Origin of the sequence: Cupriavidus sp. D384 (assembly GCF_001652915.1) — a bacterium.
Classification (GTDB): Bacteria; Pseudomonadota; Gammaproteobacteria; order Burkholderiales; family Burkholderiaceae; genus Cupriavidus.
Genome location: NZ_BBQI01000011.1, coordinates 1 through 22,853, shown reverse-complemented (window position 1 = coordinate 22,853; position 22,853 = coordinate 1). Strand labels below are relative to the sequence as shown.

Sequence of the window (22,853 nt, the reverse complement as noted above, 5' to 3'; positions counted from 1 at the left end):
ACCAACCAGGAGACAAAACATGGGTATTCCCTTCGCCAGCCTGGCGAAGCGTGCGGGCATTGCCGTTGCGGCGATGGCCGCCACGCTTGCCGCCGTGCCTTCGCTTGCCGCAGACAGCTTTCCCAATCGTCCGATCCGCCTGATCGTGCCGTTCGCGCCCGGTGGCAGTGTCGATATTGCCGGCCGGCTGATTACCGACGCCTGGGGCAAGCAACTGGGCCAGTCCATGGTGGCGGACAATCGCGCCGGTGCATCGGGCAATATCGGCATGGACCAGCTGGCCAAGGCAAAACCTGACGGCTACACGCTGGCGATCAACAATGTGGCGCTGGCGGTCAATCCGTCGCTATTCGCCAAACTGCCATTCGATACGGCCAAAGACTTTGCGTCGGTCGGCACCATGGGGACATCGCAGCATGTGCTGGTGGTCAACAACGCGCTGCCTGCGAAAAACGTCAAGGAACTGATTGCCCTCGCCAAGGCGCAGCCGGGCAAGCTGAGCTTTGGCTCGGCGGGGGCGGGCAGCACGTTCCATATGGCGGCCGAACTGTTCAAGACCGAATCCGGCGCCGACATCCTGCATGTGCCGTACAAGGGCGGCGGCCCCGCCCTGGTCGATACGATTGCCGGCCAGGTGCAGATGAGTTTTCCGGTGCTGTCGGCGGCGCTGCCGCACGTGCAGGCCGGCAAGCTGCGCGCGCTGGCCGTGACCGGGCCGAAGCGTTCGCCGCTGATGCCTGACGTGCCCACCATGGCCGAAGCGGGCCTGCCGAACTACGCGTTCGAGACGTGGTTTATCGTCAGCGCGCCGGCCGGTACGCCCAGGGACGTGCTGGCAAAGCTGAACCAGACGCTCAACACGGCACTGGCCCAGCCCGAACTGAAGGCGCGGCTGCTCAAGGAAGGCTTCGAGCCGCTGACGATGAGCCCGGCCCAGGCCGATGCCATGCTGCGCAAGGAAATGGTCCGCTGGGCGGCACAGATCAAGCAGGCCGGGATCACGCCCGAATAACACCCCGGGGTATGTCGACGATCCGCCAGATAGCCAAAGCTCCAGACTGGCGGGCCGTCGGCTGGCTCAGGCCGCCATCGCCGGCTGCGGCGCGCCGCTGGCGGGCACCGCGTACATCAGCGGCGCCGCACCGGCCTGGATGCGCGCCCGCTGCGCCTCGGTGGTCATTTCCTCCAGCAGCTTGCAGAAGCGCGGTTCGAACATGCCCGTCACGATGTACGTCCAGCGGTACGCCTTGAGCACCACCGCCTCCACCTCTGGTGCATGCGGGGCATCCTGCGCGCCACGGATCACGCGCATGAAGTAGGCCGCATCGGCGTGGGCCTGGGCCTGGACGATGGCGTCGAAGCCGCCCACGATCGCCAGCATGTCGTCGATGGCCGCATCGCGCTCGGCGTCGCTCACGCGGGCGTTCTCGCGGATCCACTCCAGTTCGTCCAGGATCGCGTGCTGCGACTCCTCGCGCCAGTGGTACAGGAACACGTCCTTGAACAGTTCGGAAAGGTCCGGCGCCGTGCCGATGCTGGCGCGATAGTGCGCCTGCGAGAACAATTCCAGCTGGCAGATCACGGCCAGCACGGCCCACGTGCGCTTGCCCAGCACGAATGCGGCCACGTCGTTGGGCTGGGCCTCGAAGCGGTAGCCGTCGGGCATGTCGCGGGCGGCCAGCCGCTCGATGCGGCGAAACAGTTCCTGGTGCTTCAGTTCCTCGTCGGAAAAGCGGATCAGGGCCTCCAGCGCGACCTGGTCGCCCAGCGCATGTTGCCCGGTCAACTCCAGCACCTTGGCGCTGACAAAGCGTTCCACCAGCCCGAACATGTTGGCGTAGGTACGGCCTTGCACCTGGCTCAGGAAGCGCTGCTCCGACGCGCTCAGGAAGGGCAGTTCGTCGACGAGCGACAGGCCGTCGGGCATGAACTTGTGCGAAAGGTCGAACGTGCGGTCGCGAATCACGTCCTGGTCGATGTCCCAGCGGATGCGGCGTGAGGCGGCGATGCAGCGGGCGTAGCGTTGTGTGTCGGCGGAAAGGGATACAGCGTGCATTGCGAAACTCCTTGATACGTGAAATCCGTCCCATGGAGGACGTGGGGCGGATACTCGGACGTTTCGGGGGTGTCGCGCGTGAGGCCGGTGTCCCGGCTGCAATCGTTTTCATCGGATTCGGCACCGGAAAGCGGGACATGCGTCCTTGGCGCGGGTTTACTCGGGGAATTACGATAGGACTACCTGCAATGCCATGCTGGGCGTGGCTTGCGGGCATCCTCCTCGCGCCACCGGCCAGGTCCTTTCGCCTGCACAGGACCGAAGTCCCACGCATTGGCACCGGGTTTCCCCGCGATCCCGGCAAAAACCGGGACACCTGTCACGTACGCGGTCGCAAGCGATTTCCGACAATGACTCCACGGGTCGGCCGATGCCATCCTGGCGAATGGCCGTCCGTGTTTGCCTTCTGATTGGAGTTCAAGAGTTGGAGTCGTCGAGATGTATACCAACGTTGCAAAGACCTTGCTTGCCGTTTCAGCCGCTTCTGCATTGACCGTCGGCATTGCCCGGACCGCCCACGCCGCGTGGAGCGAAGTATTCGTTCCGTCGAATGGATCGACGCTGCACGCAAGCAAGTCAGTGTGCCTGCGTGGCACCTTCGATCCTTTTGCCGACGGCGCCCGCATGGGCCCCCGCGATGCATTCAGCGATGGCGGCAACCGCATCGGGCCGCGCGACGCCTACACCGACGGCGCGCGCAGCGTCGGCGCCCAGGGGGACTGCGCGATGCGCGCGGCCTGACGTGTTGTAGCGCACCGGGTCCGGCCTGGCGGCAGACCACCTGCCGCCGGGCCGGACCTTCCAGCTTCCGTCGCGGGACACCGCCCTTGGTGTACATCATCCGGCGCACTACCTACGCACCGCGTCTGGCCTTCCGCACTTTGCGGGGCCGGCAGTCGGTATCGATGTCGGCGCGCTGGGGATCGTTGTCTAAGATAGGTGAGTCGCCCGGCACGACCGGACGCGGTGAACCATTGCCGGCCGTTGCGCGCCGGCGCACCGCGTCGCCCATATCCTGCCCCGTGCGCGACCCACCCATGCCGATGCTCAAGCAGCAGATTCGCCTATGCACCAGCCCTGACCGCGTACGCCTGGCGTATGCAATCACGGGCAGCGGCCCGCCGCTGGTGAAGGCCGCCAACTGGATGAGCCACCTCGAGTTCGATGTCGGCAGTCCGGTCTGGAGCCACATGCTGTTCGCGCTGTCCGAACAGCACACGCTGATCCGCTACGACGAACGCGGTTGCGGCCTGTCCGACCGCCATGTCGAAGACCTGTCGTTCGACGCGTGGCTGCGCGACCTGGAAACCATCGTCGACGCGATGGCCGTGGAGCCCTTCGCGCTGCTGGGCATCTCGCAGGGGGCATCGATTGCCGTGGCCTATGCCGTGGCGCATCCCGGGCGCGTCAGTCATCTGGTGCTGCACGGCGGCTACGCCCGCGGGCGGCTCAAGCGCAACCAGGGCGACGCCATGCGCGAGGAGGCTGAACTGATGATCCGGCTGGCCGAGATTGGCTGGGGTCAGGAAAATCCGGCATTCCGCCAGTTCTTCACCACGCAGTTCATCCCGGGCGGCACCGCCGAGCAGCACCGCTGGTTCAACGAGCTCGAGCGGGTGTCCACGTCGCCAGTCAATGCGGCGCGCTTCATGCGCATCTTCAACGAGATCGACGTGGTGGACCTGCTGCCGCTCGTTACCTGCCCGACCCTGGTGCTGCATGCGGTGCGCGACGCGCGCGTGCCATTCGACGAAGGGCGGCTGCTTGCCAGCATGATTCCCAATGCCCGCTTCGTGCCGCTGGACAGCGGCAACCACCTGCTGCTGGAAACCGAGCCGGCGTGGGAACGCTGGATCGAAGAAGTGCGCGCCTTCCTGCCTGCCCCGGCGCCTTCCACCGACCCGGCCTTTGGCGCACTGACGCGGCGCGAACGCGACATCGTGGTGCTGATCGCGCAGGGGCGCGACAACGCGCAGATCGCCGCCCATCTGGGGCTGTGCGAGAAGACCGTGCGAAACCACATCACCAGCATTTTCTCGAAACTCGAGGTCGAGAATCGCTCGCAGGCTATCGTGCTGGCGCGCGAATCGGGGTTTGACCGGCAGCGCGTCTAGTGGCTGGAGAGCGAGCGGCGATCCTCGGATTTCCGCGAATTTCTGCTTGACATACAGATCTGTCTACCCAACACTATGAGACAGATCTGTCTACATATGGATCTGCGCGTTTTCGCTACCGATTTCCCAATCGATTTTCCGTTTTTTCCGATTCCCAAGGAGCCTGCCCATGTCGAGCCAACCTGAAGTTCGCCCGCCGCTGCCCCCATTCACCGCCGAGACCGCCGCCGCCAAGGTGCGCGCGGCCGAGGACGGCTGGAACACGCGCGATCCGCACCGCGTGGCGCTGGCCTATACGGTCGACAGCGCCTGGCGCAACCGCGCCGAATTTGTGAACGGACGCGACGAGATCGTGGCCTTCCTGAGCCGCAAATGGCAGAAGGAACTCGACTATCGGCTGATCAAGGAACTGTGGGCGCACGATGGCAACCGCATCGCGGTGCGCTTTGCGTACGAATGGCACGACGACTCGGGCAACTGGTTCCGGTCGTACGGTAACGAGAACTGGGAATTTGACGAGAACGGCCTGATGCAACGCCGTTTCGCATGCATCAACGACGCGCCGATCCGCGAGGCGGATCGCAAGTACCACTGGCCGCTGGGTCGCCGGCCCGATGACCATCCGGGCCTGAGCGATCTGGGGTTCTGACGTATTGCTGCCGGCTATCTCCCCACTCCCGCGCGTCGGGAGCGGGGCGCTGCATCACCGGTCGATCACTGCATCTTCTGCAGGTTGCCCACGCGCACCAGCATCTCCGTGAACATCTGCATGTCCAGGTTCAGGTCGGAGACTTCCTTGTACTCCTTGGCGTTGTGCGCGGTGTACTTCTTGCCGGGCATGGCCGGGCCGAAATTGATGGCATTCGGCATCAGCTTGGCCGTGGTGCTGCCGGCCGTCGGCACGGGCTTGGCTTCGAGCCCGGTGGTGTCGCCGTAGATGTTCAGCAGCGTGGACAGCCACGCGCCCTTGGGATCGCGGGCCATCCAGTCGCCCTGATCGTGCTGGATCTCCAGCGTGGTATGGGTCTGCGCGGCCCAGCCCTGAATGCGCTCGGCAATCTTCGCGCGCAGGGCGTCTGGCGTTGAGCCGCGCGGCATGCGCACGTTGGCCGTCACTTCAAGCTTGCCGTTGCGCTCGCGGATCAGCGTCGGCGAGATCGTCAGGGGGCCCATGAAGTCGTCGCGATAACCCACGTCCATCTTCTCGCCCAGGTAGCCCATGCCGTACAGATCGGTCAGGTAGCGCGTGGCCCGCGCGTACTGGTTGTCGGCGAACGGGACGCCCGCTGCCTGCAGGAACATCGCCAGGCGCGGCACGGGGTTCACGCCTTCCTCGGGGCGCGAGCCATGGGCAGACGAACCGGTGACCTTTACGTCGATGGCGTCGCCATTGCGCGCGATATCGATGGCGAACCTGCCCTGTGCGGCGTGCTGGGCGATGAAGGCCGCCCGCGCCTGGTCCAGCGTCGCGGCCACGGCGCCGAGGTCGCCGCCGGCAATGCGTGCGGTGGCAGTCTGCGGAATGGCGTTCGCCGATGCAGCGCCTGCCATGGACACGATGGCGGCCTGCCTGCCATCGGCGGGCTGGTCCGGAAAGCGCACGGTCAGCGCGCCCGAGCCCTTTTCCGCGACCACCGCCGGGTACTTGCTGTCGAGCACGATGTTGTACTCGGGCAGGGCGGTCTTGTCGCGGTAGTACTTCATGCCGTCGCCGCCGGTTTCCTCGGTGGTCTCGATCATCAGGCGAATCGTGCGCGCCAGCGGCACGCCGCTCTCGCGCACGGTCTTCATGGCGAAGAGCGCTGCCGCAATCGATCCCTTGTCGTCGATGGTGCCCCGGCCGTAGAGGTAGTCGCCCACGCGCGTGACCTTGAACGGGTCGAGCTTCGTGCCGTCGTCGAGCACCCATTCGTCGGCCACCACGGGCACCACGTCGGCATGCGTGAGGATGCCGAACGTCTCCTTGCCCTGGCCCGGCAGTGTCACTTCGAACACGCGGTTGTCGACGTTGCGGAACTGCAGCCCGAAGTCCTTTGCCATGCGCTCCACGAGCTTGCCGAACTCCACGATGGCCGGGTTCTCGTGCTGCGGCACCTTGTCGTCGCGCACGGTGCGCAGCGCCACCATTTCGGTGATGCTGTCCAGCACCGCCTGCTGGTTGTGCACGCGGTTGTAGACGCCCAGCAGGCGCCCGATATTGACCAGGTCGTCGCCCTTGAGCGGCCGCTTGGCGCGATAGGCGCGCACCGAACCGGCGAGTTTCGGATCAACCTTGACGGCGGCGTCCAGGAACGCGCTGAAGCTGGCGGGCGGCGTGGCCGTTGCGCTGGCCACCAGTTGGTCGAGTCCGGGCTTTGCCAGCGGGGTTGCCGTGGCGCTGGTGGCGCCAAGGGCGAACAGGGTGGCGGCCAGCAGGGTCGCGGCGGGTAGCCGGATGGGCAGGCGAGTCATGGAGCGGAAAGTCCCTTCGTGTTTTTTGTGTGCCCGCATCATAGCGATGCCGATGTGCGAGCGGAAGCATTCGAAACCCTGCCCGATAGTCAAAAACAATCGGATTTCTCCTATTGATCATAGAAAGTTTCAATCGATTCGGTTGAGACAATGAATTTTACGGATCACATTCAGTCCTGGAGAATCCACTCCATCGCCACAACACGTGGCGCCAAACCAACCCTAGGAGTGATTCCGATGCTGCAATCCCGTGAAGGCCAACGCGTTCCGAATGTGACGTTCCGTGTCCGTGAAAACAATGAATGGAAGGACGTCACCACGGCCGAACTGTTCAACGGCAAGACCGTGGCCGTGTTCTCGCTGCCGGGCGCCTTCACCCCGACGTGCTCGTCGACCCACCTGCCGCGCTACAACGAACTGGCACCGGCATTCCGGGCGGCTGGTGTGGACGCGATCCTGTGCGTGTCGGTCAACGACACCTTCGTGATGAACGAGTGGGCCAAGGACCAGGAGTCCGAGAACATCGTGATGATTCCGGACGGCAACGGCGAATTCACCGACGGCATGGGCATGCTGGTGGACAAGGCCGACCTGGGCTTCGGCAAGCGCAGCTGGCGCTATTCGATGGTCGTGAAGAACGGCGTGGTGGACAAGATGTTCATCGAGCCGGAAGAACCGGGCGACCCGTTCAAGGTGTCCGACGCCGACACCATGCTGAACTACATCTCGCCGAACGCCAAGCGTCCGGACCAGGTGGTGGTGTTCTCGAAGGTCGGCTGTTCGCACTGCGCGAAGGCCAAGCAACTGCTGCAGGACAAGGGCTACGAGTACATCGACGTGCCGCTCGACAACAAGATCCGCGGCAAGGTGCTGGGCGCCATGTCCGGTGAAATGACCGCGCCGCAGGTGTTCATCAACGGCAAGCTGGTGGGCGGTGCTGCCGCGCTGGAACAGTACCTGGCTGCTGCCTGATCCTCCCGCCCGGGCCCGGCTCCCCCGGCCGGTGTCCTGGGCACCTTTTCTTCCCCCGCACTCCCCCGCAACACGCCGCCGGTCACCGGCGGCGCGGGCCGGCAGTCGCCGGACCCGATGGCATCGCCTGGCCGCGCCATGGCAGGACGGTGCCATCCCATCCGCCGATTGATGGCAAAGCAGACTCACGAACAGGAAACGCAGATGAAAACGATTCAGACCGACGTGGCAGTGATTGGCGCAGGAACCGCCGGACTGGCAGCGTATCGCGCGGCCATCGCCGCCGGCAAGCGCGCCGTGGTCATCGAGGGCGGCGCGTACGGTACCACCTGCGCCCGTGTGGGCTGCATGCCGTCGAAGCTGCTGATCGCGGCCGCCGAGGCCGCCCACGAAGCGCGCCACACCGCCGCATTCGGCGTACATGTGGACGGGCCGGTTCGCATCGACGGCCGCCAGGTCATGGACCGCGTGCGCAGCGAGCGTGACCGCTTCGTGGGCTTTGTGGTGAGCGGCGTCGACAGCATTCCCGAGGAAGACCGCTTGCGCGGCCATGCACAGTTCATCGACAACACGGTGCTGCAGGTGGGCGCCAATACCGTGGTGCGGGCCAGCCGCGTGGTGATTGCCACCGGCTCGCGTCCGGCGGTGCCGCCATCGTTCGCGGTGTTCGGCGACCGCCTGATCGTCAACGACGACGTGTTCTCGTGGCAGGACCTGCCGGCCAGTGTGGCGGTGTTCGGCCCCGGCGTGATCGGGCTGGAACTGGGCCAGGCGCTGTCCCGGCTGGGCGTGCGTGTGCGCGTGTTTGGCGTCGGGGGGGGCGTAGGCCCGCTGTCCGATCCGGAAATCCGGGCCTACGCGGCCAAAACCTTCAATGCCGAGTTTTCGCTGCTGCCCGATGCCAGCGTGACCGATATGCGCCGCGAGGGCGAAGAAGCGGTGATCACGTTCAAGGACGAGGCCGGCAAGCTGGTGACCGAGCGCTTTGCCTATGTGCTGGCCGCGACGGGGCGCCGCCCGAATGTCGACAACCTGGCGCTTGACAACACTGCGCTGGAACTCGATGCCCGCGGCGTGCCGGTATTCGATCCGGTCACGCTGCAGTGCGGCGATGCGGCGGTGTTTATCGCCGGTGACGCGAACAACGTGCTGCCGCTGCTGCACGAGGCGGCCGACGAGGGGCGGATTGCCGGCGAGAATGCCGCCCACTGGCCCAACCTGCGTCCGCTGACGCGCCGCGCGCCGATAGCCGTCGTGTTCTCCGATCCGCAGATCGCCATGGTGGGCAAGCGCCATGCCGACCTGGTCCAGGGCCGCTTTGTGACCGGCGAGGTCAGTTTCGAGGACCAGGGCCGCAGCCGCGTGATGCTGAAGAACCGGGGGCTGATGCACGTCTACGCCGACCGGGCCACGGGCCGCTTCCTGGGTGCCGAATGGATCGGCCCGCGCGCCGAGAACATCGCGCACCTGCTGGCCTGGGCGTACCAGCAGAACCTGACGATCTCGCAGATGCTGGCGATGCCGTTCTACCACCCGGTGGTGGAAGAGGGCTTGCGCACGGCCCTGCGCGATGCGCAAGCCAAGCTGACACAGCTGAAGGTGGCAGCCTGACGATCAGAATTGGCCGATTGACGATGAAAGGGCAGGTGGCGCGGGCGCGCTGCCTGCCCTTTTTTCATTGGTCATTGCTGCTGGACGCGGTGGCTCCGCGCGCCACGCAGCTCCATCCACGCATAGGCCGAGGTGGCAAACACCATCGGCAGCAGGTAGTACAACGCCCGATAGGCGATCAGGGCGGCCACCACCATGTGCTCCGGGGCAACGGGGCGCAGCAGCACCACAAATACGCTTTCCAGTACGCCGATGCCGGCCGGAATATGTGCCAGCGCACCCGCCACGGCGCCCACCAGCAGGGCGGCCAGTGCCTGGGGCAGGCTCACCTCCCGGGGCAGCAGCAGATCGATGATGCTGGCAAGCACAATCCAGTTGGTGATCGACAGCACGTTCTGCAGCAGCGCAAAGCGGAAGCCGGGCAGCCTGAATACGTGCCGGCCGAACCGCACGCTGCGCGTTTTGGCCCGGGCGCAGGCCAGCCAGTACAACAGGCCGCATGCCAGCATCGCCCCGCCCAGGGCGCGCAGCATCCACGGCGCGATGCCCCAGTCGGCGGGCAGTGGTGGCGGCATCAGTGTCAGCACGCCACCGGCCAGCAGCATGTAGCCCGTCCAGTTGGTGATGATGGCGATGGTGTAGATGCCCGCCACCTGCGAACCGCTGACGTTGGCGCGCGAATAAAGCCGCAGCCGCATGCCCAGCCCGCCCACCATCGCCCCGACATTGAGGTTGAAGACATAGGCGATAAAGGCGATCAGCATCACGCGCGGCGTTGACAGGTGGTGCCCGGTATAGCGGCGCCCCAGCAGGTCGAACGAGGCATGCAGCGAGAAACTGGCGCAGGCCAGCGCCAGCACCGGAAGCAGTGTCGCCGCGTCGTACCGCTTCAGCGCCTGCAGCACCTGCGCCCAGTCCACCCCGCTCAGGCTGCGGTAGATCAGGTAGATCACCAGCGCCACGAACACCAGCCCCGCCACGCGCTTGACGATGGACCATCGGACATTGCGCCGCAGGCTCCGACGCAGATTGGCGGCAGTCATCATGGGCCGTCCCGTTGCGCGTTGCGCACCATCAGGTCTGGCGAAGTGCCGGGGGCCGCCACAGGTGACGCGATTTTTGGCGTATGGGCCGGCAGCCATCCTGCCCACGCCGGAAACTTGCGCAGAAAGTGGAAGATCAGCGGGGTGGCGATGCCATGCCACCACGCCCCGTGTGCTGGCGATGCGGCGCAGACCTCGGTGCAGCGCTGGGACATCAGGTTGCGCAGGTTGTCCTTCAGCGCGGCCACAAACGCGGTGTCGCGGATCACGAGATTGGCTTCCAGGTTCAGCGACAGGCTCAGGGGGTCGAGGTTGCTCGATCCCACCGTGGCCCAGTCGCCGTCCACCACGGCCACCTTGCTGTGGTTGGGCCGCTCGCAATATTCGAAGATGCGGACACCGGATTCGCGCAGGTGGGTGTAGAGCATGTCGACGGTGCGCTTCACCCACAGCATGTCGGGCCGGCCCTGCAGCACCAGGCGCACATCCACGCCCCGTTGCGCCGCATTGCAGATGGCCTGTAGCAGCCGGTAGCCCGGCAGGAAATACGCGTTTGCGATGATGATCTCGCGCCGTGCAGTGCGAATCGCCGCCAGGTATTGCTGTTCGATGTCATTGCGGTGCGCCTGGTTGTCGCGCGTGACAAACAGCACCGTGCCAGGCTGGGCAATGTCCGTGGGGTGAGGAGGGCGGGCGGGTCGGGTTTGTGGCCGCGACGGCCGGGCTGGCGCGGCGCCGCTGGCTTCGAGCATGAACGCGTGGATGATGCGGGCGGCAGGGCCCTGGACTTCGACGGCATAGTCCTGCTTGGCAGACGGGCTGGCCTCGACAAGATGCTCGACCGACAGGTTGATGCCGCCCACGAACGCCAGATCGCCGTCGATGGCAACCAGCTTCCGATGCAGCCGCCGAAAGAGATTGGTTCGCTTGCCCAGCAGCCGGCGCCCGGGCGCGAACACCCGTACGACGACGCCGGCCTCCGCCAGCCTAGCAATGTAGGCGGGCGACAGGTCGGCGGTGCCGAACCCATCCACGGTCATGTCCACCGCGACGCCGCGCCGTGCCGCCGCCACCAGCGCATCGCCAAGCTGCCTGCCGACGTCATCCTCGAACAGGATGAACGTTTCCAGCAGCACGGTGCGCCGCGCGGCCGCGATAGCCGCGATCAGGCGCGGAAAGTACTCGTCGCCGTTTTCCAGCAGCCGTAGGCGGTTTCCAGTGGTCCATGCGTGCTCCATTTCCGGCATGTAGCACGATTGGTGCCCGGTGGAACGCTGGCCGGGATGGCGCACCAGCAGCCCTTCCGGTGATCGATCGGGCGCATTCCCTGGTGAAATCGAAAGACGATCCTGGGCAGTCGATGTAGGAATTGCCACAGGATTCCGGCCCGGATTGCGCTGCGGCAGCATCCTGCCGGGCCACTTGCTATGCTGAAGTGAAGATCCCGCACCCACAGACTGGAGGAGGCATCATGTGCCGCTGGCTGGCCTATTCGGGCCGTTCCGTTCCGATGGAGGCTGTGCTGTTTCAGCCCGAGCATTCGCTGATCGACCAGAGTCTGAACGCGCGCCTGGGGCATACCACGACCAACGGTGACGGCTTTGGCGTCGGCTGGTACGGGCGGCATTCCGAGCTGCCGTTCCGCTATCGATGCCTGCATCCGGCCTGGAGCGACACCAACCTGCGCGAGGCGGCGCGGGCAGTGCGGGCGCCGCTCTTCGTGGCACATATCCGCGCCGCCACGGGCACGCCGACCCAGGAAACCAATTGCCATCCGTTCCGGTTCGGTCGCTGGCTGTTTGCCCATAACGGGCTGATCCGCGACTATCCGCTGGTGCGGCGCGACCTGATGATGTCCGTGGCGCCGCATCTGTTCCGATGGATCGAAGGCTCGACCGATTCCGAGGTGATGTTCTTCCTGGCGCTGACGTTCGGGCTGGAGCGTGATCCGCAAGGGGCGCTGGAACAGATGGTCGGGCTGATCGAATCGGTCGGGCATCGCCACGATATCGAGCATCCGATCAACATGACCGTCTGCGTGACCGACGGGCAGCAGATCGTGGCGGCGCGCTATTCGAGCGAGCGCGATTCGCGCTCGCTATTCCACAGCACGTCGTTTCGCCAGTTGCGGGCACTCTATCCGGACGACCCGCGCATCATTGCCGCGGGCGACGATGCGTTCCTGGTGTTGTCCGAGCCGCTGATCGACGTGCAGGGCGTCTGGGAGCAAATCCCCGAGTCCACCATGCTCGTGGCGCGGCGGGGCGATATCCAGCAGCGTTGCTTCACGCCACGGATGCCGGATCAGCATGGGGGACGCTGAATCCCGTGAGCCTTGATGGGTCCGGAGACAGATCTGTCTACTATAATGCGGCTGTTTCTCGCCGAAGTTCTCACATCCCCGCCATGGCCACCCCCTCCGCCCGCGACCGCATTCTCGACACCGCCGCACGCCTGTTCTACCGCGACGGTTATCGCGCCACCGGCATCGACAGGATCATCGCCGAGTCGGGGGTGGCGAAGATGTCGCTGTATCGGCACTTTTCATCGAAGAACGATCTGATCTTCGAATATTTGCAGCGGCGCCACGATTTCTGGATGAGCTGGTTTGAAACGGGTGTGCGACGCCGCCTGGCGGAGCGCCCGAACCTGGACGTCGTGGCCGATACGCTGGGCGAGTGGTTTGGCACCGATGACTACCGCGGCTGCTCGTTCATCAACATGGTGGCCGAATCCGGTGGCGGCGCTGGCGACGACCCCCGGTTGCTGGAGCAGGCGGTGTCCCACAAGGCGTCGCTGGAGGCTTTTTTGGGGGCGACGGCCCGTGAACTGGGCCTGTCGCATCCGGACGAGGTGGCGCAAGAGGCGATCGTGTGCATCGAGGGCATGATCGTACGCGCGCAGACCACGCATGATGCGGCCGTGGTGGATGCCGGGCGCCGCACGCTGGCGCGCCTGCACGCCGCATACGCCACTTGAATCGCGCAGGTTCACATCCGTAACCTGCTGAAACACAGCCATACAGAGTAAACCCTGAGATCACGGTAAGATGCGCCCCGTGATTGCCGCGTGGCGCCCCCGAGCCGCAGGCAAGCTTTGGGATGTACGCCTGTGAACGCAGTGAACAACAATCAGCGGCGCACCGAGATCGACCTTATTCGCGGCATCGCGCTGCTCTTCATCGTGGTCGATCATGTCAACGGCAGTGTGCTGGCCGACTACACGATCCGCAATTTCCAGCTTTTCGACGCCGCCGAGGTGTTCGTCTTCCTGGCCGGCTGCTCGGCCGGCGCGGCCTATCTGGCGATGGAAGCGCGCGATGGCGCCAGCGCGGCGCGCAAGCGTCTGCGCCGGCGCAGCTGGGAGATCTACAAGGCGTTCGTGCTGACCGGCGTGCTGATGCTGCTGTTCGGCTTCCTGCTGGCGATGTGCAAGATTCCCGCGCCGGCGGTACGCGCCACCGAGGCCCTTGATTTCATGGCGCAGCCGGTGGCAACGCTGCTGCAGGTGTTCGCGCTGGCCCGCCAGCCATTCGTTTCCGATGTGCTGCCGATGTACGCCGTATTCATCGGGCTGGCGCCGCTGGCAATCCGCTGGGCCCGCGCACAGCCGCTGGCCTTTATCTGCGGCAGCGTGGCGCTCTGGATCATGTCGCCCGCGCTGCTGCCGCTGCTGCCCAGCAGCGAACCGCGTGGCTGGAGCTTCAACCCGTTCGCCTGGCAACTGATGTTCGCCATGGGTCTGCTGGCACGGCTGCGACCCGATTTCGTGCTGCCGCAGCAGACCATCGTGCGCCGCGCCTTTACGGGCGGGGCCGTGGTGGTGGCGCTGATGTGCATGGCCGCCGCCTACCTGTGGATGCGTCCGCACCTGTATGAAGCCTGGCTGCCGGCATGGATTCCGGCGATGGCCTTCCCGCTGCCCAAGCAAAGCCTGGCCGCGCTGCGCGTGGTCAGCTTCCTGGGGCTGGCATGGCTGGTGTACCTGGCCGTGCGCGCCGGATGGGTCGAGCGGCTGGCCCGCTTCATGGGCCCGGTGGTGCAGATCGGCCGCCACAGCCTGTTCTGCTTCGTGCTGGGCGCCGTGGTGTCGGTGGGCATCGAAGGCCTGACCTATGGCTTTGCGGGCGGCCGTCCGACGCGGCCCGTGGCCTTGACGGGCGACATCATCGCCGTGGCCGTGCTGCTGGTGGTGGGCGGCTGGTATGGCCGCCGCAAGGAAGCCCGCAAGGTGGCGGCCCGGTCGAAATTGGTGTCTGCCTAGGGTGGGCGGGGACTTCGGCCGGGGTGTCACCGCCTCTGCCGGCCTCTGCCGCAGGCCCCGGATTCGCTATGCCCGGGCCTGGCTCTTCACCCAGGCGATGGCTCGCGCCAGGTGCGGTGACGTGTCGCCGGCGCGGTAGCTCATGATCACGGGCGACATGAAGCCTGGCGCATCGATGGGCACGTAGCGTACGTCGTCGCGATGCAGCCGTTGTACCGACGCTGGCACCAGCGTGATACCCAGGCCCGCCGCCACCAGGCCCAGCGCCGTCTGCAGTTCATTGGCTTCCTGCACCACGCGCGGCTGCAGGCCTTGTGCGCGGAACAGCGACAGGACGTGGTCGGCATAGCTCGGACGCGGCCGGGCGGGGTAGAGGATCAGCGGCTGGCGGGCCAGATCGCCTGCGTCGAACGCCCTGGCCGGAGGCGGCGCGGTGACAGGCATGGCAGCGACCAGTGTCTCGGCCATCACCACCTGCTGGACGATGGCCGCGTCATTGAACGTGAGCCGGCCGAACGCCAGGTCGATGCGGCCTGACTTGAGCGCTTCGAGCTGCTGGACCGTAATCATCTCCGTCAGGCCGACCTCCACCCCGCTGTCGTCACCGCGCAATTCGCGGATCAGATCCGGCAGCACGCCATAAAGCACCGACGGCACGAAGCCGATGCCGAACCAGCGTTTTTCGTTGCGGCCAATGCGGCGCGTGCCTTCCAGCGTTTCTTCCAGCCGCTGCGTAAGCTGCAGCGATTGCTCCAGCAGGAAGCGGCCGGCCTCGGTCAGCTTCAGCCCCCGGCCGACGCGGTCGAACAGCGCCACACCCACTTCTTCCTCGAACTGACGGATCTGACGCGACAGCGGCGGCTGGGCCATATGCAGCTTTTCTGCCGCGCGCGTCACATTCAGTTCCTGGGCAACAGTCTGGAAATAGCGGAGGTGGCGGAGTTCCATGGCAGGGAATATGGCATGTCGATGCATACCCAGCAGGTATGAATCGAGACATCTTCGGTCTTGGACGTCAGTCAAGTCAAGGTCCATACTCGGTTCAACGTGTGTTTTTGTATGGAAAAGGTATGACTGCGACAATTTCTTCGATCGAGGCCATCCTGGTCGACCTGCCGACCATCCGGGCTCATCAGCTGGCGATGGCGACGATGCAGCAGCAAACGCTGGTGATCGTGCGCCTGCGCTGCAGCGACGGCGTGGAGGGCATCGGCGAGGCCACCACCATCGGCGGCCTGTCTTATGGCGACGAGAGCCCCGAGGGCATCAAGCTGACCATCGACACCTATCTGGCACCCGCGCTGGCCGGGCAGGACGCCACCAACGTGCATGGCGCCATGGCGCGCCTGAACAAGGTGGCGCGCGGCAACCGGTTTGCCAAGTCGGCACTGGAATCGGCACTGCTCGACGCGCAGGGCAAGCGCCTGGGCGTGCCGCTGGTCACGCTGCTGGGCGGCGCCGTGCGCGACACGCTGCCGGTGCTCTGGACGCTTGCCAGCGGCGACACGGGCCGCGATATCGAGGAAGCCGAGCGTTTCCTGGAAGAGCGCCGCCATAACACGTTCAAGCTCAAGATCGGCCGCCGCAGCGTGCGCGACGACGTGGCGCACGTATCGGCCATCAAGCGCGCGCTGGGCGATCGTGCCCGCGTGACCGTGGACGTCAACCAGGCCTGGAACGAAGCCGAAGCCGCCACCGGCATCGCCATGCTCGAAGCGGCCGGCATCGACCTGATCGAGCAGCCCACCCCGCGAGAGCATCGCGCGGCGCTGGCGCGGCTGGCGGCGCGCTTTGTGGTGCCGATCATGGCCGACGAGGCCGTGACCGGGCCCGAAGACGCCATGGAACTGGCCCGTCTGGGCGCGGCCGACGTGTTTGCACTCAAGATCGCCAAGTCGGGCGGCATCTTCGGCATGCTGCGCACGGCAGCCGTGGGCGACGCGGCTGGCATCGCGCTCTACGGCGGAACCATGCTCGAAGGCGCCGTGGGCACCATCGCCGCCGCACATGGCTTCTGCACGCTGCCGCAGCTGGCGTGGGGCACCGAACTGTTCGGCCCGCTGCTGGTGAAGGACGACATCGTGGTGGACCGGCCGGTGTTCAAGGACTTTGCGCTGCATCTGCCGCAGGGTCCGGGGCTGGGCCTGGCGATTGACGAAGACAAGCTGCGCCACTATCGCCGCAAGGCCGTCTGAGCCGATATCGCCGCCCGACATCGCATCCAATACACACCGGAGACACACCCATGTTGTTCCTCGTCAGGATGGACGTGCAGATCCCGCACGACCTGCCGGCCGCTACGGCCGACGAGATCAAGGCCCGCGAAAAGGCCTATGCGCAGGACCTGCAGCGCCAGGGCAAGTGGCAGGCGCTGTACCGCGTGGTGGGCGAGTACGCCAACTACAGCGTGTTCGATGTGGAATCGAACGACGAACTGCACACGCTGCTGGCCGGCCTGCCGCTGTTCCCGTACATGAAGATCCACGTCACGCCGCTGGCAAAGCACCCGTCGTCGATCCGCTGATCGGCAACCAGAAAAGAAGGAACGGAGACAAATGAAGTCCTTGCTGCAAGGGTCGGCCCGCATGCCGGCCGCACTCGCCATTTCCGCATCGCTGCTGTTTGCCGCAGCCGCGCCGGCGCATGCCGCCTATCCCGACCATCCGATCCGCTGGGTGGTGCCGTTCCCCGCGGGCGGTGCGATGGACAATATCGCGCGCACGCTGGGCGAAGACATGTCGAAGTCGCTGGGCCAGGCCATCGTGGTCGAGAACCGCCCCGGCGCGGGCGGCAATATCGGCGCCGAGATGGTGGCGCGCTCGCCGGCCGACGGCTACACGATCATCATCGTCGCCAATGGCATGGCCGTGAACCCGGCCCTGTACGGCAAGCTCAGCTACGACCCGATCAAGGATTTCGCGCCGGTGTCGCTGCTGGCCGTGGTGCCCAACGTGCTGGTCACCAACAAGGCGAAGAATCCGCAGAAGACGGTGGCCGAAGTCATCGCCAGCGCCAAGGCCAAGCCCGGCAAGTACACCTATGCATCGGCCGGCAATGGCACGTCGATCCACCTGGCCGGCGAGCTGTTCACGTCGATGGCGCACGTGGACCTGCTGCATATCCCGTACAAGGGATCGGGCCCGGCCATGACCGACCTGCTGGGCGGGCAGGTGGACTACATGTTCGACAGCATCACGTCGGCCAAGCCCCACATCGACAGCGGCAAGCTGACCGCGATTGCGGTGACCACCAGCAAGCGGTCGTCGGCGCTGCCCAATGTGCCGACCGTGGCCGAAGCGGGCGTGCCGGGCTACGAGCTCTCGCCGTGGTTTGCCGCGTTCGTGCCGGCAAAGACGCCGCAGGCCGTCGTCGATACGCTGAACAAGGCCATGCTCGAATCGCTGAAGAAGCCGTCCGTGCAGCAGCGCCTGGCCGGCATCGGCGCAGAGCCGATTGGCAGCACTCCGGCGCAGCTGAAGGACCACCTTGCCAGGGAAACGGTCAAGTGGGGCGCGCTGATCCGCGAGCGGGGCATCCATGCCGACTGAGCGGACGGCGGCGACGGAGCCGACCCGCCAGTTGCACTACGTCATCGAGGGCGGTGCGGACAAGCCCGTGCTGGTGCTGTCGAATTCGCTCGGTACCACGTTGGAAATGTGGGACCCGCAGATGGCGGCGCTGACGCAGCACTATCGCGTGCTGCGTTATGACACGCGCGGCCACGGCCGTTCGGCGCTGCCGTCTGCTCCGTTCGGTATGACTGACCTGGCCGGCGACGTGATCGCCATCCTGGATCATGCCGGCATCGAACGCGCGCACTTCTGCGGGTTGTCGATGGGCGGGATGACCGGGATGTATCTGGCGCGCCACCATGCGGCCCGCTTCGGGCGCTTTGTGCTGGCCAACACGGCGGCGCTGATCGGGCCGGAATCGGTCTGGAACACGCGCATCGCCACGGTACACCGCGATGGCATGGCCGCCATCGTCGACGGCGTGCTGGCGCGCTGGTTCACCGACCACTACCTGCTGACGCGCCGCGACGAGATGGCGCCGGTGCGGCGCATGCTGGAAACCGCCAGCGCTGCCGGCTACACCGCCAACTGCGCGGCGGTGCGCGATGCCGATCTGCGGGGCCTGCTGGCCGCGATCGACGCGCCCGTGCTGGTGATTGCCGGGGAGCAGGATCTGGCGACGACGGCGGCCCAGGGCCGCGAGGTGGCGCAAGCCATTGCAGGCGCGCGGTACGTCGCGCTGCCGGCCGCACATCTGTCCAACTGGGAGCTGCCGGAGGCGTTCGGCAACGCGGTGATCGGCTTTATCGGCCACGCGTAGCCGCTGCAGCACCGCTGCAACGTAGCAACCGTCGCAACTTTCACAAGCACCTGCTGGCACCCGCTCCGCTATGCCGGAGCGGGTGCGATCGATGCCGGCCGATGCCTACGGCACGATTGTCAGGAACAGGTACGCGGCGAAGATCACCATATGGACCACGCCCTGGAGGATGGTCGTGCGGCCCATGCCGAGCGTCAGCGACGCCACGATCATCGTCAGGAACAGCAGCACCATTTCCTTGGCGCTGAGCCCCAGTTCCAGCGGCTGCCCGATCGTGATGAAGACGATGGCGACGGTCGGAATGGTCAGGCCGATACTGGCCAGCGCCGAGCCCAGCGCCAGGTTCAGGCTAGTCTGGATGCGGTCCGAGCGCGCGGCGCGCAGGGCGGCAAGTCCTTCGGGCAGCAGTACCAGCGCCGCGATCACCACCCCGACCACCGCTGCCGGCAATCCGGCGTCCGCAACGGCCTTCTCCACCGACGGCGAGAGCAGCTTCGCCAGCGCCACCACCGCCACCAGGCAGACAACCAGCAGCACGCTGCTGATCACGGCCACGCGCGTGGGCGGCGGCGGCGCATGCACGTTCTCGTCGTTGCTGCCATCCACCAGGAAGTAGTCGCGATGCCGCACGGTCTGCACGAACACGAAGCAGCCGTAGAGCAGCAGCGACATCACGCCCGAAAACGCCAGCTGGGACGATGACAGGACCGGGCCCGGCGTGGTGCTGGTGAAGTTAGGCAGCACCATCGTCAGCCCCAGTAGCGTGACCAGGATAGCCATGGCGGCATTGGCACCGGGCGCCTGGAACGCCTGCTCGCGGTGGTGCAGCGCACCCACGAACAGGCAGATGCCGACAATGCCGTTGCAGATGATCATGACCGCCGCGAACACCGTGTCGCGCGCCAGGCCGGCTTTCTCGGGCCCGGACGACAGCATGACCGATACGATCAGCGCCACCTCGATCACCGTCACCGCAATCGCCAGCACCAGCGTGCCGAACGGTTCTCCGACCTTGTGCGCCACTACCTCGGCATGGTGGACGGCGGAAAACACCGCGCCGGCCAGGGCGACCGACATCAGTGCGATCAGCCAGGCCTGCCCCGTCATTGCAAGGCCCAGGCCGAAGGCGGCCCAGGCGGCCAGCGGGGACCAGATGGTCCAGGCCGGCAATTTGTTGGAAGTTGCCATGTCTTTTTCCCTTTGTTCTTGTGGCTCACAGGCGCGAGCGTGCACGCCGCGTGGCGCGGGCGCAAGAGGTTCAGGCAACGATGGGGCGCGGCAGTTCCCGGCCGATGTGCGAATCAGTCGCGCGGCGGGCCGCCTCGCGGCGCATTGGCGCCGTCTTCGCGGTGCGCCGGAGGAAGCGGATCGGCGTCCCGCAGGGCGGGGTGATTTCGGTAGATCCAGCGGGCGGCAATGATGATCACCGCCAGAAACGCCAGCGCGTATCCGACAAAAGAGACTGCAATCATGTTCTGACCCAGGTTGGTCCGGCTCTTCTGGCCGGTGGCTGGTCAGTATGGGTGCGGGCCGGTAAGGCGCACACCCTCTATCGGTGGGGCGGAGGGGTCACCCAAATGTGGGGTGCGGCACTGAAAAATTGATGGTGCGAATTGAACGCTTGAGCGCTCAACGACGGTCGATCTGCGACAAAATGTCGTGTATGGGCAACACATTGTCCCCATCGGCATACATTAAGCGTTTCTTTTGGGAGTTGGGCTACAAACGAGAACCGTTATCACTTACATTCGTGGCCTTTGTCAGTTTCTTGATACAAGGAAAGACCATGATTTCGAGCCGTCGCGGACTGCCATTTGCCGCGCCCCACCTTGCCCCGTGCGCCACGGCGCTGGCCGTCTCGATGCTGTGCCTGACGCCGCAATGGGCGGCAGCCCAGGACGCCGCGGGACCGGTGCAGGGCGGCGAGACGGAAAAGATGCTCGAAACGGTGCAGGTTTCCGGAAACTGGCTCGGCACGGGGCTGCAGAACAGCGTGAAGACGTTCGCCGGCGCACGCACGGTGGTCAGCGAGCAGCAGATCGAGCAGAGCGGGGCGCAGAGCATTGGCGACGTCATGCGCCGCATCCCGGGCGTGCAGGCCACCGACAACTCCGGCACGGCCGGCAGCGCGGTGTCGCTCAATATCGGCGTACGGGGCCTGACCGGCCGTTACACGCCGCGCTCCACAGTGCTGCTCGACGGCATCCCCATGGCGGTGGCGCCGTACGGCCAGCCGCAGCTGTCGTTTGCCCCGGTCAGCCTGGGCAACATCGAGTCGATTGACGTGGTGCGCAGCGGCGGCGCCGTGCGCTACGGCCCGCAGAACGTGGGCGGCATCATCAACTTCAACACCAAGCCGATTCCGGGCGTGTTCAGCGGCGAAGCGTCGGTGCGCGAGAACATCTACACCGAAGGCGGCGGCAGCAACACCCAGTACAACGCGTTCGTGGGCACCACGCTGGACAGCGGGCTGGGCATCGCGCTGCTGTACTCGGGAATGACCGGCCGCGAATGGCGCCAGGGCAGCGACGACAACGTGAACGACCTGGCCGTGAAGTTCGCGTACGACATTACGCCGACGTCGCAGGTGTACGGCAAGGTGTCGTACTACGACGTCAAGTCGAAGACGCCGGGCGGCCTGAGCGTGGCGCAGTACAACGCCGACCCGTTCCAGAACACACGCCCCGACGACTACTGGAGCGGCAACCGCTACGGGTTCGACCTGGGTTATGTGAACACGATCTCCGCGAACCAGGAATTCGAGATCCGCACGTTCTTCAACGAGAGCTATCGCCAGAGCACGCTGCAGCAGAGCGCCACGGTGATTGCGCACCAGCCGCGCAACTACACCACGTTCGGCATCGAGCCGCGCTACACGCAGCGTTTTGGCGTGGGCCCGACCACGCATGACGTGACGGTCGGCTACCGCTATATCCGCGAGCGTGGCGACGACAACCAGTTCAGCACGAACCGCCAGACCGGCGTGAACGGCCCCACCACCACGTTCGACAACGCCACCGATGCCCATGCCGTCTACATCGACGACCGCATCGCCTACGGCAGCTGGCGCATCGTGCCGGGCGTGCGCTTCGAGCATATCGACACCACGCGCCAGCAGCGCAACACCGCGACGCAGTGGGACAGCATGAACAACAAGGCGCTGCCGTCGATCAACGTGTCGTACCTGGTGAACAGCGCGTGGACGGTGTTCGCCGACTACAGCACGTCGTTCGGGCCGGTGCAGAACACGCAGCTCAATTCGCAGACGCCGAACAATCCGCTGCAGCCGGAAGTGGCGAAGACGTTCGAAGTGGGCACGCGCTGGACCGACAGCCACATCAAGGGTGAGCTGACCGCGTTCAAGATCAAGTTCGACAACCAGATCCTGCAGGTGCCGGGCTTGTTCCCGGCCACGTTCCAGAACATCGGCGCCACCGACCACGACGGCGTGGAAGCGGCCATCGACTACACGTTCGATCGCGCCAGCCTGCTGGGCGGCCTGAACCTGTACGCCAACTACACATACACGCGCGCCATCCAGAAATCGGGTACCACGGCCGGGCTGGACGTGCCGTTCTACTCGCGCACCACCGACACGATCGGCGCACGCTACGACTGGCGCAGCTGGACGTTCAACGTTTCCACCACGCACCAGAGCAAGCAGTACGCCGATCTGGCGAACACGGTGGCCGAGAGCGCGGACGGCAGCAACGGCCTGATCCCGGGCTTCCGTACGTGGAACATCCAGGCGATGTTCAAGCTGCCGCAGCGCAAGAACACCGACATCACCGTGGGCATCAACAACCTGTTCGACAAGCGCTACTACACGCGCACCACCGACAGCAATGCCGGCCGCCTGGTGGGCGCACCGCGCATGGTCTACATCCAGGCCCGCGCCGCGTTCTGAGCGTAGCCAGACCGGCTAGTTGTGAAGCTTCAATACGTTGTATCCGTGGTTCATCCGATCTGAGTCTGGAAAACTGGAAGTCGCCAAACACCCAGACTTCCAGG

Annotated in this window: 21 protein-coding genes; 14 read left to right on the top strand and 7 right to left on the bottom strand. The window is 65.7% G+C overall.

Annotated features, from left to right (window positions below):
- Positions 1-19 precede the first annotated feature (19 nt).
- Complete coding sequence (locus tag A9J21_RS05420; protein ID WP_066732696.1) at positions 20-1,012, top strand: tripartite tricarboxylate transporter substrate binding protein; 993 nt, start codon at positions 20-22, stop codon at positions 1,010-1,012.
- 66 nt (positions 1,013-1,078) lie between these two features.
- Here A9J21_RS05420 and A9J21_RS05415 read toward each other — a convergent pair whose 3' ends face one another.
- Positions 1,079-2,056: a hypothetical protein gene (locus A9J21_RS05415; RefSeq protein ID WP_066732695.1), complete on the bottom strand. Its 978-nt coding sequence runs from the start codon at positions 2,054-2,056 to the stop codon at positions 1,079-1,081.
- Positions 2,057-2,494: 438 nt separating this feature from the next.
- On the opposite strand from A9J21_RS05415, the gene A9J21_RS05410 reads away from it, so the two are divergent.
- The 3 genes from A9J21_RS05410 (at position 2,495) to A9J21_RS05400 (ending at position 4,819) form a co-directional block, all read left to right on the top strand.
- Positions 2,495-2,797 carry a hypothetical protein gene (locus tag A9J21_RS05410; protein ID WP_066732693.1) on the top strand — a complete coding sequence of 101 codons (303 nt, stop codon included), beginning with the start codon at positions 2,495-2,497 and terminating at the stop codon, positions 2,795-2,797.
- A gap of 296 nt (positions 2,798-3,093) precedes the next feature.
- Entirely contained in the window at positions 3,094-4,170 is a 1,077-nt protein-coding gene (locus A9J21_RS05405; RefSeq protein ID WP_066732692.1) for an alpha/beta fold hydrolase, read from the top strand.
- 169 nt (positions 4,171-4,339) lie between these two features.
- A complete protein-coding gene (locus A9J21_RS05400; protein WP_066732690.1) occupies positions 4,340-4,819 on the top strand; it encodes a nuclear transport factor 2 family protein in 480 nt (159 codons plus the stop codon).
- A gap of 65 nt (positions 4,820-4,884) precedes the next feature.
- Here the strand turns inward: A9J21_RS05400 and A9J21_RS05395 are convergent, their stop codons facing one another.
- On the bottom strand, positions 4,885-6,621 hold the full coding sequence (locus A9J21_RS05395; RefSeq protein ID WP_066732688.1) for a dipeptidase: 1,737 nt from the start codon (positions 6,619-6,621) through the stop codon (positions 4,885-4,887).
- Positions 6,622-6,858: 237 nt separating this feature from the next.
- Between A9J21_RS05395 and A9J21_RS05390 the strand changes: the two genes are divergently transcribed.
- The gene (locus A9J21_RS05390; protein WP_066732686.1) at positions 6,859-7,593 is read left to right on the top strand and encodes a glutathione peroxidase; all 735 of its coding nucleotides are present in this window, start codon (positions 6,859-6,861) and stop codon (positions 7,591-7,593) included.
- Positions 7,594-7,797: 204 nt separating this feature from the next.
- Positions 7,798-9,204, top strand: coding sequence for a dihydrolipoyl dehydrogenase (locus tag A9J21_RS05385; protein ID WP_066732777.1), 1,407 nt, complete (start codon positions 7,798-7,800; stop codon positions 9,202-9,204).
- Positions 9,205-9,275: 71 nt separating this feature from the next.
- On the opposite strand, the gene A9J21_RS05380 is transcribed toward A9J21_RS05385, so the two are convergent.
- A complete protein-coding gene (locus tag A9J21_RS05380) occupies positions 9,276-10,250 on the bottom strand; it encodes a lysylphosphatidylglycerol synthase domain-containing protein (RefSeq protein WP_066732684.1) in 975 nt (324 codons plus the stop codon).
- Positions 10,247-11,485 (bottom strand): cardiolipin synthase ClsB, encoded by a 1,239-nt coding sequence (clsB, locus tag A9J21_RS05375; protein ID WP_066732775.1) that lies wholly within the window; start codon positions 11,483-11,485, stop codon positions 10,247-10,249. Before clsB ends, A9J21_RS05380 begins: the two co-directional genes overlap by 4 nt.
- Positions 11,486-11,718: 233 nt before the next feature.
- Between clsB and A9J21_RS05370 the strand changes: the two genes are divergently transcribed.
- From A9J21_RS05370 to A9J21_RS05360, 3 genes are all read left to right on the top strand, one after another.
- On the top strand, positions 11,719-12,570 hold the full coding sequence (locus tag A9J21_RS05370; protein WP_066732682.1) for a class II glutamine amidotransferase: 852 nt from the start codon (positions 11,719-11,721) through the stop codon (positions 12,568-12,570).
- 83 nt (positions 12,571-12,653) lie between these two features.
- Positions 12,654-13,226, top strand: coding sequence for a TetR/AcrR family transcriptional regulator (locus A9J21_RS05365; protein ID WP_066732680.1), 573 nt, complete (start codon positions 12,654-12,656; stop codon positions 13,224-13,226).
- A 141-nt stretch (positions 13,227-13,367) separates the two neighbouring features.
- Positions 13,368-14,510 carry an OpgC domain-containing protein gene (locus tag A9J21_RS05360; RefSeq protein WP_231906811.1) on the top strand — a complete coding sequence of 381 codons (1,143 nt, stop codon included), beginning with the start codon at positions 13,368-13,370 and terminating at the stop codon, positions 14,508-14,510.
- Between the two features lie 66 nt (positions 14,511-14,576).
- Here the strand turns inward: A9J21_RS05360 and A9J21_RS05355 are convergent, their stop codons facing one another.
- Positions 14,577-15,458 (bottom strand): LysR family transcriptional regulator, encoded by an 882-nt coding sequence (locus A9J21_RS05355; protein ID WP_066732676.1) that lies wholly within the window; start codon positions 15,456-15,458, stop codon positions 14,577-14,579.
- A 122-nt stretch (positions 15,459-15,580) separates the two neighbouring features.
- Between A9J21_RS05355 and A9J21_RS05350 the strand changes: the two genes are divergently transcribed.
- Genes A9J21_RS05350 through pcaD form a run of 4 tightly spaced genes read left to right on the top strand, consistent with a single transcriptional unit; the run spans position 15,581 to position 18,842 of the window.
- Positions 15,581-16,705, top strand: coding sequence for a muconate/chloromuconate family cycloisomerase (locus tag A9J21_RS05350; RefSeq protein ID WP_066732675.1), 1,125 nt, complete (start codon positions 15,581-15,583; stop codon positions 16,703-16,705).
- 50 nt (positions 16,706-16,755) lie between these two features.
- The gene (gene catC, locus A9J21_RS05345; protein WP_066732674.1) at positions 16,756-17,034 is read left to right on the top strand and encodes a muconolactone Delta-isomerase; all 279 of its coding nucleotides are present in this window, start codon (positions 16,756-16,758) and stop codon (positions 17,032-17,034) included.
- A 31-nt stretch (positions 17,035-17,065) separates the two neighbouring features.
- Positions 17,066-18,058, top strand: a complete 993-nt coding sequence (locus A9J21_RS05340) for a tripartite tricarboxylate transporter substrate binding protein (protein ID WP_066732672.1) — start codon at positions 17,066-17,068, stop codon at positions 18,056-18,058.
- On the top strand, positions 18,048-18,842 hold the full coding sequence (gene pcaD / locus A9J21_RS05335; protein WP_066732670.1) for a 3-oxoadipate enol-lactonase: 795 nt from the start codon (positions 18,048-18,050) through the stop codon (positions 18,840-18,842). Before A9J21_RS05340 ends, pcaD begins: the two co-directional genes overlap by 11 nt.
- 105 nt (positions 18,843-18,947) lie before the next feature.
- On the opposite strand, the gene A9J21_RS05330 is transcribed toward pcaD, so the two are convergent.
- Together A9J21_RS05330 and A9J21_RS31375 are read right to left on the bottom strand one after the other, a co-directional pair.
- Complete coding sequence (locus A9J21_RS05330) at positions 18,948-20,030, bottom strand: calcium:proton antiporter (protein ID WP_066732667.1); 1,083 nt, start codon at positions 20,028-20,030, stop codon at positions 18,948-18,950.
- 113 nt (positions 20,031-20,143) lie between these two features.
- Positions 20,144-20,314, bottom strand: a complete 171-nt coding sequence (locus A9J21_RS31375) for a hypothetical protein (RefSeq protein ID WP_156545675.1) — start codon at positions 20,312-20,314, stop codon at positions 20,144-20,146.
- A gap of 314 nt (positions 20,315-20,628) precedes the next feature.
- Here A9J21_RS31375 and A9J21_RS05325 point away from each other — a divergent pair, with 314 nt between their 5' ends.
- Positions 20,629-22,749, top strand: a complete 2,121-nt coding sequence (locus tag A9J21_RS05325) for a TonB-dependent siderophore receptor (RefSeq protein WP_066732665.1) — start codon at positions 20,629-20,631, stop codon at positions 22,747-22,749.
- Positions 22,750-22,853 lie beyond the last annotated feature (104 nt).